Origin of the sequence: Streptomyces ureilyticus (genome assembly GCF_011045025.1) — a bacterium.
Lineage (GTDB): Bacteria > Actinomycetota > Actinomycetes > Streptomycetales > Streptomycetaceae > Streptomyces > Streptomyces ureilyticus.
In genome coordinates this window covers 1-14,431 of record NZ_JAAKZX010000046.1, presented here as the reverse complement: position 1 = coordinate 14,431, position 14,431 = coordinate 1, and the positions used below count along the sequence as shown (strand labels likewise).

Annotated in this window: 13 protein-coding genes and 1 pseudogene; 4 read left to right on the top strand and 10 right to left on the bottom strand. The window is 69.4% G+C overall.

The window, feature by feature from the left end; translation table 11 throughout:
* Window positions 1-143: 143 nt before the first annotated feature.
* On the top strand, window positions 144-377 hold the full coding sequence (locus tag G6048_RS16910; protein WP_165340372.1) for a hypothetical protein: 234 nt from the start codon (window positions 144-146) through the stop codon (window positions 375-377).
* A gap of 386 nt (window positions 378-763) precedes the next feature.
* On the opposite strand, the gene G6048_RS16905 is transcribed toward G6048_RS16910, so the two are convergent.
* From G6048_RS16905 to G6048_RS16895, 3 genes and pseudogenes are all read right to left on the bottom strand, one after another.
* The gene (locus tag G6048_RS16905) at window positions 764-1,156 is read right to left on the bottom strand and encodes a type II toxin-antitoxin system VapC family toxin (RefSeq protein WP_165340371.1); all 393 of its coding nucleotides are present in this window, start codon (window positions 1,154-1,156) and stop codon (window positions 764-766) included.
* A complete protein-coding gene (locus G6048_RS16900) occupies window positions 1,153-1,431 on the bottom strand; it encodes a hypothetical protein (RefSeq protein ID WP_165340370.1) in 279 nt (92 codons plus the stop codon). The genes G6048_RS16905 and G6048_RS16900 overlap by 4 nt, the downstream gene beginning before the upstream one ends.
* Before the next feature lie 152 nt (window positions 1,432-1,583).
* Window positions 1,584-1,894 (bottom strand): annotated as a pseudogene (locus G6048_RS16895) (cupin domain-containing protein); the annotation flags it as partial.
* Window positions 1,895-2,068: 174 nt separating this feature from the next.
* Here G6048_RS16895 and G6048_RS16890 point away from each other — a divergent pair.
* Window positions 2,069-2,695 (top strand): SAM-dependent methyltransferase, encoded by a 627-nt coding sequence (locus G6048_RS16890; protein ID WP_165340369.1) that lies wholly within the window; start codon window positions 2,069-2,071, stop codon window positions 2,693-2,695.
* Window positions 2,696-2,723: 28 nt separating this feature from the next.
* Entirely contained in the window at window positions 2,724-3,224 is a 501-nt protein-coding gene (locus G6048_RS16885; protein WP_165340368.1) for a DinB family protein, read from the top strand.
* A gap of 316 nt (window positions 3,225-3,540) precedes the next feature.
* Here the strand turns inward: G6048_RS16885 and G6048_RS16880 are convergent, their stop codons facing one another.
* The 3 genes from G6048_RS16880 to G6048_RS49600 all read right to left on the bottom strand — a co-directional run bounded on the left by G6048_RS16880 (window position 3,541) and on the right by G6048_RS49600 (window position 8,404).
* Window positions 3,541-4,230 carry a DUF3159 domain-containing protein gene (locus G6048_RS16880; protein ID WP_165340367.1) on the bottom strand — a complete coding sequence of 230 codons (690 nt, stop codon included), beginning with the start codon at window positions 4,228-4,230 and terminating at the stop codon, window positions 3,541-3,543.
* Window positions 4,231-4,440: 210 nt separating this feature from the next.
* A complete protein-coding gene (locus G6048_RS16875; RefSeq protein WP_165340366.1) occupies window positions 4,441-5,943 on the bottom strand; it encodes a patatin-like phospholipase family protein in 1,503 nt (500 codons plus the stop codon).
* Window positions 5,936-8,404, bottom strand: coding sequence for a GMC oxidoreductase (locus G6048_RS49600; protein WP_165340365.1), 2,469 nt, complete (start codon window positions 8,402-8,404; stop codon window positions 5,936-5,938). The genes G6048_RS16875 and G6048_RS49600 overlap by 8 nt, the downstream gene beginning before the upstream one ends.
* A gap of 276 nt (window positions 8,405-8,680) precedes the next feature.
* Here G6048_RS49600 and G6048_RS16865 point away from each other — a divergent pair, with 276 nt between their 5' ends.
* The gene (locus tag G6048_RS16865; RefSeq protein ID WP_235989967.1) at window positions 8,681-9,952 is read left to right on the top strand and encodes a lipase family protein; all 1,272 of its coding nucleotides are present in this window, start codon (window positions 8,681-8,683) and stop codon (window positions 9,950-9,952) included.
* Window positions 9,953-10,190: 238 nt separating this feature from the next.
* On the opposite strand, the gene G6048_RS16860 is transcribed toward G6048_RS16865, so the two are convergent.
* From G6048_RS16860 to G6048_RS16845, 4 genes are all read right to left on the bottom strand, one after another.
* On the bottom strand, window positions 10,191-11,018 hold the full coding sequence (locus tag G6048_RS16860) for a carbohydrate ABC transporter permease (protein ID WP_165340363.1): 828 nt from the start codon (window positions 11,016-11,018) through the stop codon (window positions 10,191-10,193).
* Window positions 11,015-11,962, bottom strand: coding sequence for a carbohydrate ABC transporter permease (locus tag G6048_RS16855; RefSeq protein ID WP_165340362.1), 948 nt, complete (start codon window positions 11,960-11,962; stop codon window positions 11,015-11,017). Before G6048_RS16855 ends, G6048_RS16860 begins: the two co-directional genes overlap by 4 nt.
* A gap of 20 nt (window positions 11,963-11,982) precedes the next feature.
* Window positions 11,983-13,290: an ABC transporter substrate-binding protein gene (locus G6048_RS16850; protein WP_165340361.1), complete on the bottom strand. Its 1,308-nt coding sequence runs from the start codon at window positions 13,288-13,290 to the stop codon at window positions 11,983-11,985.
* 96 nt (window positions 13,291-13,386) lie between these two features.
* Window positions 13,387-14,289, bottom strand: coding sequence for a LacI family DNA-binding transcriptional regulator (locus tag G6048_RS16845; RefSeq protein WP_235989964.1), 903 nt, complete (start codon window positions 14,287-14,289; stop codon window positions 13,387-13,389).
* Window positions 14,290-14,431 lie beyond the last annotated feature (142 nt).

Genomic DNA, 14,431 nt, shown 5'->3' with positions numbered 1-14,431 from the left:
TAGCACCGACCGGGGCCGTCCTTGTGGCTACAAACCTAGTGGCTTTGTGGCTACAAAGCAAGGGGTTTGGCGGGTGTCTTGTGGCTACGAATGTGCGCGACTCTCCTTGTCGTCTGTGGCTACAAAGCCGTATCCTCGAGGACATGACACCCGAGGTAGAGACCGAATACGACACCCCCCGCCGGTTTCGCGCACCAGACGATGAGTGGGAGCCGTTCGAGGCGGCGACGCGCGCCGTGCACCCTGAGGGCCGGAGCCCACGCGCGCGGGTGCTACGGGAGTTCATGCGCTGGTACATGCGACGGCCGGGCGCCAAGCTCCCCGAGCGACCGCCGGCCGGTCCCTGGTCCGAGCCTGTCGAGAGCGACGAGCAGTGAGCGGCGGGCGTCCTGCGCTCAGTTGCACTCGCAGTTGCAGTACGCACCGCGTCACGGCGCACCATGGCGCACGGAAAGCCGCTCTGACCAGCGCTAACGGTGCGCTGTGGCGCCCCCTGGCATTTCTCCCCTGAAACTCGTAATGCGTAGGTCTCGGGTTCGAATCCCGAAGGCGGCTCTCTCCAAGACCAGCTCAGACAGTGTCTGAGCTGGTCTTTTGCGTTCAGCGGACACGGCGGCGATGGCGCGCGCGTGCTGCCCTGCTGTCCGTGGTTCTGGGCTCTCATGTGACTTCAGCGCACCGACATGGGCGCCCACTTGAACGGACAGAGCTGTGTCGATCAGCGGGGAGTCGGAGGCCGTGGCCGGCCCGGCATCGCGCTGCGTCAGATCTTGATCACACGGACGCCGGGGCCGCACAGCATCAGGAGGTCCTCGGGGTCGGACGTCAGGACGGTCACGGGGGAGGGGGACACCATCGCGGTGGCGGCGACGATCGCGTCGAGGGCGTACTTGTGGCCGTGCAGGACGGCTGCGGCGAGGAGTTTGCCGGCATGGCGGGCGATGGCTTCGGTGGGCGGGACGATGTTCAGGCGGGAGACGGCGTAGTCGAAGCGGGCCTGGTTGGTTTTTGGGTCGCGGGCTTCGACGAGGGTGACGGAGCTGGTGATGACGCGGATGTCCTCGGCCTCTGCGGCAGCGAGCCATTCGGTGAGTTCGGGGGTGCGTCGTACGAGTTTGGACAGGCCTTCGCAGTCCAGGACGAGGGTGCCGCTCATGCCGCGTCAGCCGAGCCAGCCGGGTCGCTGCGCAGGAGCGCCCGCTTGGCCTCGACCGCTGCCTGATCCACCAGCCCGTGCTGGGTCTCCGCGTCCTCGATGAGTTCGCGCAGTCGGTCGCGTTCCAGTTGGCGCTGGATGAGGGCTTCGACGTAGGCGGACATGCCGCGTTTGCCGGTGCGTGCCTTGAGGGCGGCGATGGTGCCTTCGTGGAGGGAGACGGAGACCGGGCGGACGGGGCCTTCGCCGGGAACGGGGTCGGGAGTCGTGGCCATGGAGCCACTAACAAAACTCTTGTTATTGAGATGGGGTGATTCTGCGGCGCTGCGCCTTGTCTGGAGGCGGGTGGCGGCAGCCCGCCCACCCGGCGACGCCCCAGAAAACCCCCATCCCCCCGGCGCCCACCTGCTCGACACCTACCCAACCTCGCGCGGAGGTGCGCGCGCGTTCCTCGCGGGCCGAACAGGGTGAGGAGTTCTACGACGCCGCCGTCGGCGCTGCCCAGCCAGTGCGGCAGGGAGGTGTCGAACTCGGCTGCCTCACCGGGCGACAACGTCAGGTCGCGCTCGCCGGGCAGTAGCCGCAGGTGACCGTTGAGCACGTATGGCCACTCGAAGCCTTCGTGGGTCTGCGGGGTCGGTTCGAGCACGGAGCCGAGCGCATCGTCCGGTTCGCCGTCCACCGGGTCAACTTGCCAGAACGGCAAGATTCCGTGCCAGGTCGCGGGGAGCCGGGCAAGACTCAGAGCGTTCCCCGACAGTCGGACGCGTGCCGGGTAGCCGGGTGCGTTCCCCTACAGCCAGACGTGTTGGGCAGTCGGACGCGTGTTCCGGGCAGTCGGACCAGTTGGCCCGATGGTCAGGACGTGCTCCCGGACAGTCAGACATGTTCCCGGACAAAAGGAGCCCCCTGATGAGTACCACCAACGCGGTCACGTTCTGGGACGGCGTCTACGCGGCCCGGCCGGCAGCCACTGATCCGCGGCCGAACGTACGGCTCACCGAGACGGTCACGGGTCTGCCGCCCGGCGACGTGCTGGACCTCGGTTGTGGCGAAGGCGGCGACGCGCTGTGGCTCGCCCGCCGCGGGTGGCATGTCACCGCCGTCGATGTCTCGGCCGTGGCCATCGAGCGGCTCACCGGCCTTGCCGTCTCCCGTGGCTTGGACGACCGGGTCGCCGCCGAGCGGCACGACTTGCGCGAGTCCTTCCCGGACGGTGCGTTCGACCTCATCTGCGCCCACTACCTGCACACCCCCCTCGACCTGGACAGGGCGAGCGTCCTGCGCGCGGCCGCGCACGCGCTGCGCCCGGGCGGCCGGCTGCTGGTCGTCGACCATGCATCGACCGCTCCGTGGTCGTGGAACCAGGATCCCGACGTCCGGTACCCGACCCCGCGGCAGGTCGCCGCGGAACTCGGCCTGGACCCGGCGACGTGGACGGTCGAGCGGGCCGACGCGCCCCGCCGGATCGCGACCGGGCCAGAGGGCCGTACCGCCGAGGTCACCGACCACGTCCTGGTCATCCGCCGCACCGCCTGAACCGGCGCGGCTCCCGCGAGGAGGCACCATGTCCACCACCGCTCGCCGCACCCGCCGCGGCGACACCCCGCCGCCCCGGACCGGAAGCAGCGAGAGCGAGGTGCTGCGAGGCTTCCTCGACTACCTTCGCCGCTCGATCGCCGCGAAGGTCGAGGGCGCCCCCGAACCGGACGTCCGTACTGCCGCGGTGCCGTCCGGTACGAACCTGCTCGGCCTGCTGAACCACCTCACCTTCGTTGAGCGGTCGACGTTCCTCGGGGACCGGGTCACCGACTGGCAGGCGACCTTCCACGCCGCACCCGCGGACAGCGTCGCCGACGTCGTCGCCCGCTACCGGGAGGCTGTCGCACAGGCGAACGACGTACTCGACGGCTGTACCGACCTCGCCGCACCGGTACTCCGCCCCCGGCCGAACAGCCCCGCTCCCAGCGTCCGCTGGGCACTCACCCACATGATCGAGGAGACCGGCCGTCACGCCGGCCACGCGGACATCCTCCGCGAACTGATCGACGGCGCCACAGGACGCTGACGCGGGCTTGCATTCCGTACGCGCCTGCCCGCGCCCGTTCCTGACATCGGCGCAGCGGACCGGCGACATCGTCCCGATTCCTGCCGCGCCCGATTCCTGCCTGACCGATTCCTGCCATAACCGGTTCCTGCCGTCCCCGGTTCAGCGGTGTGCAGGCGTGCGCCTGTTACGCCCGTCAGCCGGAACGTCCGCCGGCAGCGGGCCGAGGACGCCGCCCGGGGCCGGCCACCTCTTCCGGCCCCGGGCGACGCGGAAGCCGGACGAGCCCGATGGAGGCCCGTCCGGCACGTGGTCGCGAGCTATGAACTGCTTCGCTTCAGGCGCGTCCGGCGGCGGGCAGCAGTCCGACGGCCTTCAGTCGCTTGTGCGAGCAGCGGGCGGCCCAGGAGACCACCAGGAGACCGACGCCCAGGAGCGGGTAACCCATGACGATCTTGGCCACGCCCAGCGCATCGACCTTGTCCGCCTGGTAGAGGTACCCCTTGACGACGAACCGGGAGCCGAAGATGAAGGCCAGCACCAGGGTGGCGATGTCGTAGTAGAAGCGCGACCGCTTGTCCTCGCGCCACACGCTGCCCTTGCCGGTCGCGGAGTTCCAGAGCACACCGGCCAGGGGCCACCGTGCGAGCACGGAGGCGAGGAGGAGGACGGCGCCGGCCAGGCTTGCCCAGATGCCGATGAGAAAGTAGTCCTTCGCGGAACCGGTCCACCAGGAGATGCCGGCGGCGATCGCGACACCGAACACGCCGCCGAGGGCCGGCATGAGCGATTCCCTTCGCGCCAGCCGCTCCACGGCGAGCCCCAGCGCGAGGGCGGTCGCGGCGATGATCGCCGTCCTCAGCCCGCGGACGTTGTTGGCGACGACGAAGGCCAGGACGGGCAACGCCGAGTAGACCATCGCCTTGGGTCCGCCCGCCTGCTCAAGGGCCGACTTCTGCTCCCGCTGACCGGTCGCGGCGTTCGGCTGCACGCTGGTCGTCGACTCTTGGTGGGTAGTGGTCTTCACGGTGATCATCTCTTCCGGGTTCGTGGGGCCTGAGTCCGTTCCGGGTTGTGTCACTTAATGACATCTTGGCGTCTCGCGACAGAGATGGCTACCGAGTGCGGCGTGACGTGCGTCACAGAGAAGAGAGTGCCTGCTCAGCGCGCCATCGATGAGAGCGTCTCGATGAGAGCGTGCTGAGGCAGAAGCCTCAGAAGGAGCAGGGGGGAAGCGTCAGAAAGGGCCGGGGTGGAGTACCGGCCGGGCGTACACGTCCCACAGCTTGCCGAGGAACAGCAGGCCGAACCTGGTCAGCCCCGCGGCGCGGGCGGCGGGGGAGGAACCCGCTACCCGGAAGGTGGTGAGTTCTCGCAGGAAATCCGGCACGGTCAGCCGGAGCACTCCCTCGGCCGCCACCTCGCCGATGGCCTCCTCGCCCTCCGGCACCTGTCCGCGCAGCATCCGCGTGCCAAGGGTGGTGGTCTCGCTCCACATGCGCAGCGGATTGCCGCTGCTGACGTTCTTCACTCCGATGAGGGTGAGCGGCTCGTCCTGGTCGTCGGTGAAGTGCAGCCGGTAGCGCATCTCCTTGCGCGTGGGATCGCCGTCGTCCACGAGGAGCTGGAACGTCCCGCCGGTCAGTTCCCGTACGCCGCCGAAGGCCGGGCAGCGTACCTGCCCGGTGACCGACGCGGTGTGCCGCGGGTCGGCGACGAAGCGTTCGACGCTGTCGGTGGCGATCGTGAGGTGCACCGAGAGATGTGCGGGCTGCCCGGCCTCCCCGAGGGTGACCCCGCCGCGCATGTCCTCGCTGAAGCGCAGCGACACCGGTGTCTCGAGGAGCGGTTCGGGGCGAGGGGCGGCCAGCGGGATCTTCCGCTCCGCGCACCACGAACGAGCGGTCTCCGCCCCGCGGTTGACCGCCTCACGCAACCGGTCACCGCTGAAGTTGATCAGGTAGTGGAGCGGTACTTCCGCGCGCAGGACGTGCAGTTCGATGTGCCGCCCGAACTCGCCCGGCCGGCCGGCCGCGATGGCCGCGTTGTTCCGCTCGACGCGGTCCACCGTGCGGCGGAACGTGCCGTTCGCCGCCGCCTCGATGACCTGGAAGTACTCGGCCATGAAGCCGGGACGCCATTCGCCCCGTTCGCTCACCGTCCAGACCACCCAGATCTCGTCGGCCCCGCGGTCGATCGCCTCCTGAAGGTTCGCGTCGGTCACGTACACCGGGTCGATGTACGTGTCCCCGTCGATCCGCACCGGCGGGAACCACATCGGCAGCGACACGCACGCGGCCAGCAAGTCCTCGGACATCCGGGCGGGAGGCAGTACCTCGAGCTCCTGGCGGGTCACGTTGTAGACGTTGAAGGTCGCGTCGAGGGCCGATGACCGGATCTTCCGCCAGTCGAGTCCCCACTTCGGGAAGACGTTTCTGCGGTACGCGTCGAGCGTGAACAGTGACTCGGCATACGCGAGCCGCGCGAGCTGGCGGACGTTGACCGACACACCGGCCACCGGCTCGGTCCGGCGCCAGGCGTCGGCGATCTCGGTGCCGGACATGCCCTGGCACATCATCGCGAGGTTGAACGAGCCGCCGCTCGCGCCGTCGACATGGCCGAACTCCAGCCCCGCCTCGTCCAGCCACACCTGCAGCACGCCCGCCTGGAACGCCACTTTGATCCCGCCGCCGGCGAGGATCAGGGACCGCTTGGTACGCGGCGAAGCCGTGTCAGTCATCGGACGCTCCCTCGGTGCGGAACAGACGGGCAAGGGGCCCGGCCGACGAAAGGCCCGCAATTCGGGGCCGTACGAAGACGTCCCACACCGACCCGGCGAAGAAGACCCCGAACCGGGCCAGGGCCTCGGCCTGCCGTACCGGATTGCGGGTCCCGGTGATCCGTACGGTCGTCAACTGTCGCAGGAAGTCCGCGGCGCCGAGCCGCAGGACGCCGGACGACAGCGTCGCGCCGTCGGGTGCGTGCCCGCGGCGGACCGTCGTGTGCAGCGTCGTGGTCGTACCCCAGATGTCGCCCCAGACGTCGATCCGTCCGTGGTCCCGCACGTCCTTGACGCCGTCCAGCAGATACGGCTGCCCGTCCGCCCCGAAGAACGGCAGCGTGTACAGCATCTGCCGGGCCGCCGGACCGTCTGAGGCGGTCAGCAGATTCACCACTCCGCCGGACACCTGCGCGCCCTGCGTCCCGGTGACTCCTCGTACGTACACCGTGCCCGTCGCGGCCATCGGATGGGCCGGGTCGTCGAGGGTGTCGGTCAGTACCGGGGCGGTCACCGTCACCCGGAACCGGGCGGGCGCCGCGTCCTCGCGCGGTTCGCCGCCAGGCAGCACGGTGCCGTGCATGGTCTCGGTGAACGCGAGCCCGGTTCCGGGGGCGCTCGGCGCCGGGGTGCCGCCCACCGGGATCCGCATCTCGTCCAGCGGATCGGGCACGGGCACGGCGAACTCCCGCTCGGGCGCCCGCCACTCGGCCTGGCCGGTGATCCGGCGGATGGCCGCCTCGATGTTCCGCTCGGCGACCGCCGCGATGGTGAAGGACGGATTGACGCCTGTCGCCTCCGGCAGGCAGCCGCCGTCCAGCACGAACAGGTTCGGGTAGCCGAACACCTCGCCTCCGGTGTCGGTGACTCCGTCCGCCGGGTCGTCGGCCATCACACAGCCGCCCAAGTTGTGGACGCTGACCGGAATGTGAAGCGACCGCCACAGCGGATTGGTTCCGGGCCGGCCGCCCAGCGCCGCGGCGACGTCGGCGCAGAACCGTTCCTCGGTCTCGTAGAGCCCGAGATTGTCGCCGAGGTTCCATGAGATCCGCAGATCGCGGCTGCCCGGGAGCAGCGAGATCCGGCCGTCGGCCGTGTCCCGGCCCATCGCCAGGAACACCGCGGTGTGTTCGTCCGCACCGCCCGGACCGTACGCGCCGTCCGCACCGCCCGGACCGTACGCGCCGTCCGCACCGCCCGGACCGTACGCGCCGTCCGCACCGGCCGGTCCGTACGCGCCGTACGCATCCGCTGGTCCGTACGCGCCGTCCGTACGGTCCGGCCGGGCGCCGATCCGCTCCCGCCCGGCGCTGCGGATCGCCTCCAGCGCCTCGTCCTGTGAGCGCAGCAGGCCGGCGAAGCGCGGATCGCCCTCGTCGAGGAGCCGGATCAGTCCGGCGATCTCACGCGGGAAGGCGCCCTCCTGGAAGATGAACCAGCGGCGGCCCTTGCCGGAACCGCGGTCGTGCACGATGCCCGAGGTGATCACCGGCCCTCGGGACGGCTCCAGGGCCTTGTCGGTGCCGAAGGCGAACCCGAGGTAGTCGCCGTTGCCCGAGTAGCGGTGGCCGAGCCGTTCGGACAGCTTCGGCAGCGTCCCGTACTCGTCACGGCAGCGCAGCAGCAGCTCCGTGCTGTTCACCGCGCCCGCCGCCAGGACCACCACCGGCGCGCTGACCGTCTGATCGGCCCCGGTCGCGTGATCGGTGTAGGTGAGCCGATAGCCGGTGTCGCCGGACAGCGGTTCGATCCGGGTCACCTCGCAGCGCGTACCCACCTCGGCGCCGTGCTGTTCCGCGACAGCCAGGTAGTTGAGGTCCAGGGTGTTCTTCGCCTGGAAGTTGCAGCCGATGTCGCATTCGCCGCAATGACGGCAGCCCGACTGGGGCACGCCGAACTTGTTGGGCCGCATCACCTCCGGCTCCCCGAGGTTCAGCGCGAGCGGCAGCAGCGCGAACTGTCGCTCGCGACCCATCGCCCGAGCCGCCTCCCGCATCGCCGTCGTCTTCGGCGGCACCCCGAGCGGCTGCCGCTCGCTGACCGGCGTGAGGTCCAGCATCCAGGCGACGAGGTCGTAGTACGGATCGAGCTCGCCGCGTTCGTAACCGCTGGGCCAGCCCTGCTCGAACCCGTCCCCGGGCACGCGGAGGTGGACATTGGCGTACAGGTGCGAGCCGCCGCCGTAGGCCGCGCCCTGGACCACGGTCATCTCACTGAAGGGCCGTACGTCGAAAAGGCCCTGGTCCTTTTCCCACAGCCAGCCGTTCAGCGGGTTCTCCCAGTCTCGTGGGAAACCGCCCAGCGGATAGCGCCGCCCGCGCTCCAGAACCCCGACCTTCAGGCCCGCCTGAGCCAGTCGGCAGGCAGAGACCGCGCCGCCGAAACCGGTGCCGACCACGAGTGCGTCATAACGCTGGCGCATTCGTCCCAGCCTCCCTTCGTCATGGCTCCGCCATGTCTTCGATGTGCGGGACGAGTTCCGCCACGTCCTTGAACCAGGTGTTTCCAGCAGGTGCTATTGGGCGCTTTTTGGCGCACGACATCGAGCTTCAGTGCAGGGACGGCGGCGTGCAACATGAGGACGTAGGCGACTGATGAGGCCAAATGGGTGATTGCCTGCGCATCCCGGATTCGGAACCGCGCCCGCACGGAATGCATGGGAATTCCCCCGAATCCCCCTGCCCCGGAGGTGGGCGCCATGACGCAGAATCCCCCGACAGCGACCGACATGCATTTCCCTGATGGGCATGACGTGCGGACGGTGCGATCCGTACTGGAAACCGGCGGGCTGTGGACCGTCGACACCCAGGCTCCGTCGTACCAGCAGCTCCGGCCGTTCAATCAGCCGGACGGGGCGCTGGCCGCCCAGCTCGCGGAAGCCGGCGAAGAAGCGAGCGCCGCGTACTGGGAGACCGACGGATTCCCGGTCCACAAAGGCCTGTCGACGCATCTGGCGAGTCTGGCGAACATCGAGCAGCATCCCGATCCGGTAGCCGCCCATGTCATGGCCGTCTGTTCCGGCTACGCCTATTCGGGGGTGGAAACCGTCTCTATGATCATGGCGAGGATGGGGCTCGACCAGAACCACTGCCGCCTGATCTCGACAACCGTCGACGCCATGTTCATCTGCTCCAGGGCCTTTCTGATCCAGAGCGGCGACGGGAAGGTGGTCATCCTCTGCTACCGAGGCACCGAACCGACGAATCTGGCCAATGGGCTGACCGACGTCGACGTCGAACCGGAGAGGATCAACTACCGGTTCGAGGATCCCTGTGCCAGCGTGCACGCCGGCTTCTACCGCAATGTCCGGGCCACGCGCCACGAGGTCATGGAGGCGTTGCAGCGCGCCGTGGCGGGGCGATCGGTGCGTAAACCGGTGGAGGGCGAATCCGACATGATGCCCGGGAAACTCGAGGCGCTGTACATCACCGGGCACAGTCTCGGAGGCGCCATGGCCGCGATGATGGCCGTGATGCTGCGGCACGAGAAGAAATACGCGGATGTCGCCGAACACCTCAAGGGGGTCTACACGTTCGGTCAGCCGATGATCGGCGATCCGAGTTTCGCCCGAGCCTGCGAGAACGACGCGGAATTCAGCCGGAAGATCATCCGGTACGTTCACGGCGACGACGTCATTCCGCATTTCCCGCCGGTGACAGCGGGGCCGTACGAACACTTCGGGCGCGAGTACCGGTACCGGATCTCGCACCTTCAGCAGAGTGTGTCCGGCTGGTTGAGATACCTGGGATCCTCGTACCGGCCGCAGACCGGGGCGTGGCGCGAAACGAACACGTACACGTCACAGATGTCGAGCTTCCTCGGCTTCGCGCTGGGCGCGACGACGCTGGCCGCACGGAAATCCCAGATCCTGCGGGCGCTTCCCGTCGTGTACTCGCTGGAGGACCATCTTCCCGCTCACTACATCGCGGCGCTGACCCCTGGGCGCGTATCGGATGAATTCGGCGACTGACCTCGGTCTCGTACGTCCTCGGTGGCCGTCCTCGGTGGCGCGCTACCGTCGGGTGCCTCGTGCAGCCAGGCCTTCCACGCGGCGTTGACGACCCAGCCGGGAATCGTCGAGACGTCGGCCCCCCTCCGAGCCCTCACGGCCCGCAGCCCCACAGACCCACAGCCCCCTCAGCGTCGTACAGGACCCCCGCGGCCGGTCCTGGCGCCCGCCCGCCTCCGCGCCAACTCTCCCCAAACCCTCAGCCCTTGATGCTCCCCGCCGTGAGCCCGCCCACGATGAAGCGCTGGAAGATCGCGAAGACGCACACCACCGGGACGCAGATGACCGTCGCCGTGGCCATCAGAGCTCCCCACGAGGTCCCGTGCTGGCCGACGAAGGAGTTGAGGAGGACGGTGACGGGCTGTACGCCGGGCTCTTGGGCGAGGGTGAGGCCGAAGACGAACTCGCCCCAGCCGATGAGGAAGGAGAGCCCGGCCACCGCCACCAGGCCGGGCACCATGAGCGGCAGGACGATCCGGAGCAGTACGCCCATCAGCCCGCAGCCGTCGACCAGGGCGGCCTCCTCCACGTCCCGCGGCACGCCCCCCAGCACAGGGCGCAGCACGATCACCGCGAAGGGGAGGGTGAGGGTGGTGTCGGCGGCGATGAGACCGAGGTACGTGTCGTCGATGCCGGCCCGGCGTTCGAGGATGAACAGTGGGGCCGCCAGCACGATGCTGGGCGGCAGTTGGGCGACGAGCAGCGCGAGCACCATGGTGCCGGAGCCGCGCATCCGGACCCGGGCGAGCGCGTAGCTGAGCGGGACGCCGAAGAGCAGGGTGAGCGCGACGACTCCGCTGGAGATCACCAGGCTGTTGAACAGGGCCTGGAGGAGGGCGTCGTCGTCCAGTGCCGCCGAGTAGTTCTCGGTGGTGGCCGGGGCGGGGATCCAGCGCGGGGACTCGCCCAGGATGTGGTCCGGCTCCGTGAGGCTGGTGTTGAGCATCCAGTAGACCGGCAGCAGGAAGGCGGCGCAGATCAGCGTGGCGGTCGCGGTGAGCAGCCAGGGGTGGCGCGCCGGTTTCATACGGCCCCTTCCTCCCGGCGCAGCCGCCGTACGTAGCCGGCGCCTGCGAGCAGCGGTACGACGAGCAGGAGCAGTCCGGCGGCGGCGCCCTCGCCGAACCGGAAGAACCTGAAGAAGACCTCGTACACATAGAGGGAGAGGACGCTGGTGGCGTCGACCGGGCCGCCGCCCGTCATCACGAAGATGAGGTCGAAGACCTTGAAGGTGTAGACGAGGCCGAGCAGCAGCACCGTCACCGAGACGGGCCGCATCAGCGGCAGCGTGATCCAGCGCAGCCGCTGCCAGGCGCCCGCTCCGTCGATGGCGGCGGCCTCGTGCAGCTCCGGGTCGATGGTGTGCAGTCCGACCAGGAGCAGCAGCATGTTGAAGGGCACGCCGACCCATACGTTCGCGAAGACGACGCCGGCCAGGGAGGTGCCCGGGTCGATGAGCCAGTCGCGGGAGAGGGCGTCCAGGCCGATGGCTCGCAGCAGGGCGTTGTACGCGCCGGACTCGCCGTCGAGCATCCAGCGGAAGAGGGTGCCGCTGACCACCGGGGGCAGCAGCCAGGCCACCAGCAGCAGTGACCGGAGCAGGCCGTTCAGCGGGAAGGGCCGGGCGAAGAGCAGGGCCAGGGCGAAGCCGATCGTGAACTGGAACAGCAGCGAGCCCGCCGTGAACACCGCCGAGAGGCGGGCCGCATGCCAGAAGTCCGGGTCGGAGACGGTGGCCCGGTAGTTCGCGAGCCCGTTGAACCGCGTGGCTCCGCCGAGCAGACCGCTCAGGCCCACGTCGTGTACGGAGGTCCAGGCGTTGTAGAGCAGGGGGTACGCCAGGAAGAGGGCGAGGAAGGCCAGGCCGGGGAGCGTGAAGAGATACCCGGTGCGTCTCAGGCGGGCCGAGGGCGAACGGGACGGGCGTAGCGCGAAGGTGCGGCGTGGAGCGGTGGTACGGGGTGGTCTCACAGCGGTGGTACGGGGTGGTCTCACCGCCGCTCCAGCGCCTCGTCGATCTTCCCGGCGGCGGTCCGCGCCGCGGCCGAGGGGGCGGCCGAGTCGGTGAGTACGGACTGCTCGGCGTCGGCGACGTCCCGGGAGATGTCCGGGTAGCCCGGCCCGTACGTGCGCGGACGGGCGAGGGACAGCTGGTCGAGGAAGAGCCGCTTGGCCGGTTCGGAGGCCCAAGTGCCCGCGTCGGCAAGGTCCTTGCGGGACGGGAGGTTGCCGAACGACTCCAGGTACGGCACCAGGACCGACCGGCGCTGCGTGTACTCCAGCACCTCCCACGCCTTGTCCTGTTTCTCGCTGCTCGCCATCACGACCCAGTTCTCGCCGCCCAGGCAGGTGGCGGACTCCTTGTCGCGGGGGAGTGCGACGACGCTCCACTCCAGATCCGCCGCCTTCTCCAAGGTGGGGATCTGCCACGGTCCGTTGATCTGCATCGCGGCACGCCCGTCGACGAACCGGGTGTTGACGTCCTGCTGGGTCCAGCCCACGCACTGCTCGGACAGCGAACCCTTGGCGACCAGGTCGTCGAGGAAGGCCAGCGCGGTCTCCCCGTCAGTGGCGAAGGTGTCCAGGTCGCCGCCGGTCTGCCACAGGAACGGCAGGAACTGGAAGACGCCCTCCTCGGTCCTGATCGCGCTCATCGCCAGGCCGAACCGGTTTCCGTTGGTCAACCGCTGTGCCGCGGCGGCCAGTTCGTCCCAGGTGGTGGGGGGTTTCACGTTCGCGGACCGGAGGATCTCGGTGTTGTAGTACAGGGCGAGGCAGTTGCTGGTGTTGGGGATGCCGAGGGTCTTGCCGTCGACCTGGCAGCCGGCCCAGGGGCCCTCGTAGTACTGGTCCGCCTGCCCCCACTCCTCCACCCGCTCGGTGAGGTCGGCCAGCAGGTCGCTGCCGCCGAGGGCGTTCATCGAGACGTTGTCGACGATGGCGATGTCCGGGAGATCGCCGGAGACCGCGCCCAGGGTGATCTGCCGTTCCAGGTCCGCGAAGGGGAAGGTGCGGCGTCTGATGCGTACGTCCGGGACGCCTGCCTCGATGTCCTCGATGAGGGCGGTCATGCCGGGCTGGAAGTTCTCCAGGGTGAAGTAGTCCCACCAGGTGAGGGTGGTGGTCTCGCCGCTGCCCTGCTCTCGCTTTCCGGAGGCTTCGGTGGTCTCGGAGTTCCCGCAGGACGCGAGGGCCCCGGCCGTGCCGAGGGCGGCGGCTCCCGCACCCGCGGCACGCAGAAAGTGACGGCGGTCAAAGGCGCGGCGGTCAAGGGCACGGCGGTCAAGGGTGGACGGCATACGAGGCTCCCATCAGCGCGGGGAGCGGAACTCCCCTTCATGGACTCGGTCCTTCATGGACTCGGCTCAGAGGTTCATGAACGCATGTACTCGGGCTCAGAAATCGGAACCCGGGAAGTCCGGTATGTCGGGAAACTCGGGGAGTTTCGGCTCCGGTTCCGCACCGGGCACCGGCCTGCACCTGCCGGTACTCGCGCGCAGTGAGATCAGCGGCTTCAGCAGCACATGCCGGGGAGGCGCCTCGGGTGAGGTGAGCCGTTCCACCATCAGCTCGACACCGACCCTGCTCATCTCCGCGGCGGGGATCTCGGCGGCGGTGAGCTCCGGCGTCACCTGCTCCGCCCACCGCCCGGCCGCCACGCCGACGACGGAGAAGTCCCGGGGTACGGCACGGCCGTGCCGGGTCAGCCCGCGGTACAGACCGGCGAGGGCCGCCTCGTTCATGGTGACGATCGAGGTGGTCGCCGGGTCGTCCCGCAGGATCCGCTCCAGCACGGCCTCGCCCCCGGCGGTGTCTTCGTCGCAGAGGTACGCGTGCGGGGTGAACCCCAGCCGCGCCGTGGCCTCGGTGTAGCCCTCCAGGGCCAGGTGCGCGAAGCCGTACCCGCTCTCGAAGAGCTGTTGCGACCGATTGACGAAGGCGATCCGGCTGTGTCCCAGGTCAGCGAGGTGCTGTACGCAACTGGCCGACAGCCCGGCGAAGTCCAGGTCGACCCAGCCGGTCTCCTCCGCCCGCCGGTTCCTGCCGATGGTGACGAACGGGAACCCCGCCTTGGCGAGATGTTCCACCCGGTCGTCGTCCCGCCGGATCTCCATCACGATCAGCCCGTCCACCCGTCGTTCGGCGAGAATCCGCTGGAACGAGGGCTCGTTCTCGGATGCGCTGGGCGAGAGCAGCAGGTCGTAGCCGTACTCCGTGGCGGCCTCGGCCACCCCGCCGATGAAGTCGAGCTGCATCCCGGTGTAGTGCCGGCCGCGGCCGGCGGGCGGATAGAGCAGCCCGAGGGTGTGGGTACGGCCACTTCCGGGGGCCGGTGCACCGCCCCCGGACCCTGGGCCGGCATCCTCGCGCTCCGGGCCGCCGTTCTGGCGCTCCGGGCCGTCATCCTTCCGCCCCTGGGCGCCTCCCCCTGTCCCTGCC

Excerpts from the sequence above, each read along its gene's own strand:
- G6048_RS16875 (WP_165340366.1), bottom strand. The coding sequence starts at position 5,943 with ATGACTGACACGGCTTCGCCGCGTACCAAGCGGTCCCTGATCCTCGCC.
- G6048_RS16905 (WP_165340371.1), bottom strand. The coding sequence starts at position 1,156 with ATGAGCGGCACCCTCGTCCTGGACTGCGAAGGCCTGTCCAAACTCGTA.
- G6048_RS16910 (WP_165340372.1), top strand. The coding sequence starts at position 144 with ATGACACCCGAGGTAGAGACCGAATACGACACCCCCCGCCGGTTTCGC.
- G6048_RS16865 (WP_235989967.1), top strand. The coding sequence starts at position 8,681 with ATGACGCAGAATCCCCCGACAGCGACCGACATGCATTTCCCTGATGGG.
- G6048_RS49600 (WP_165340365.1), bottom strand. The coding sequence starts at position 8,404 with ATGCGCCAGCGTTATGACGCACTCGTGGTCGGCACCGGTTTCGGCGGC.
- G6048_RS16890 (WP_165340369.1), top strand. The coding sequence starts at position 2,069 with ATGAGTACCACCAACGCGGTCACGTTCTGGGACGGCGTCTACGCGGCC.
- G6048_RS16860 (WP_165340363.1), bottom strand. The coding sequence starts at position 11,018 with ATGAAACCGGCGCGCCACCCCTGGCTGCTCACCGCGACCGCCACGCTG.
- G6048_RS16850 (WP_165340361.1), bottom strand. The coding sequence starts at position 13,290 with ATGCCGTCCACCCTTGACCGCCGTGCCCTTGACCGCCGCGCCTTTGAC.
- G6048_RS16885 (WP_165340368.1), top strand. The coding sequence starts at position 2,724 with ATGTCCACCACCGCTCGCCGCACCCGCCGCGGCGACACCCCGCCGCCC.
- G6048_RS16900 (WP_165340370.1), bottom strand. The coding sequence starts at position 1,431 with ATGGCCACGACTCCCGACCCCGTTCCCGGCGAAGGCCCCGTCCGCCCG.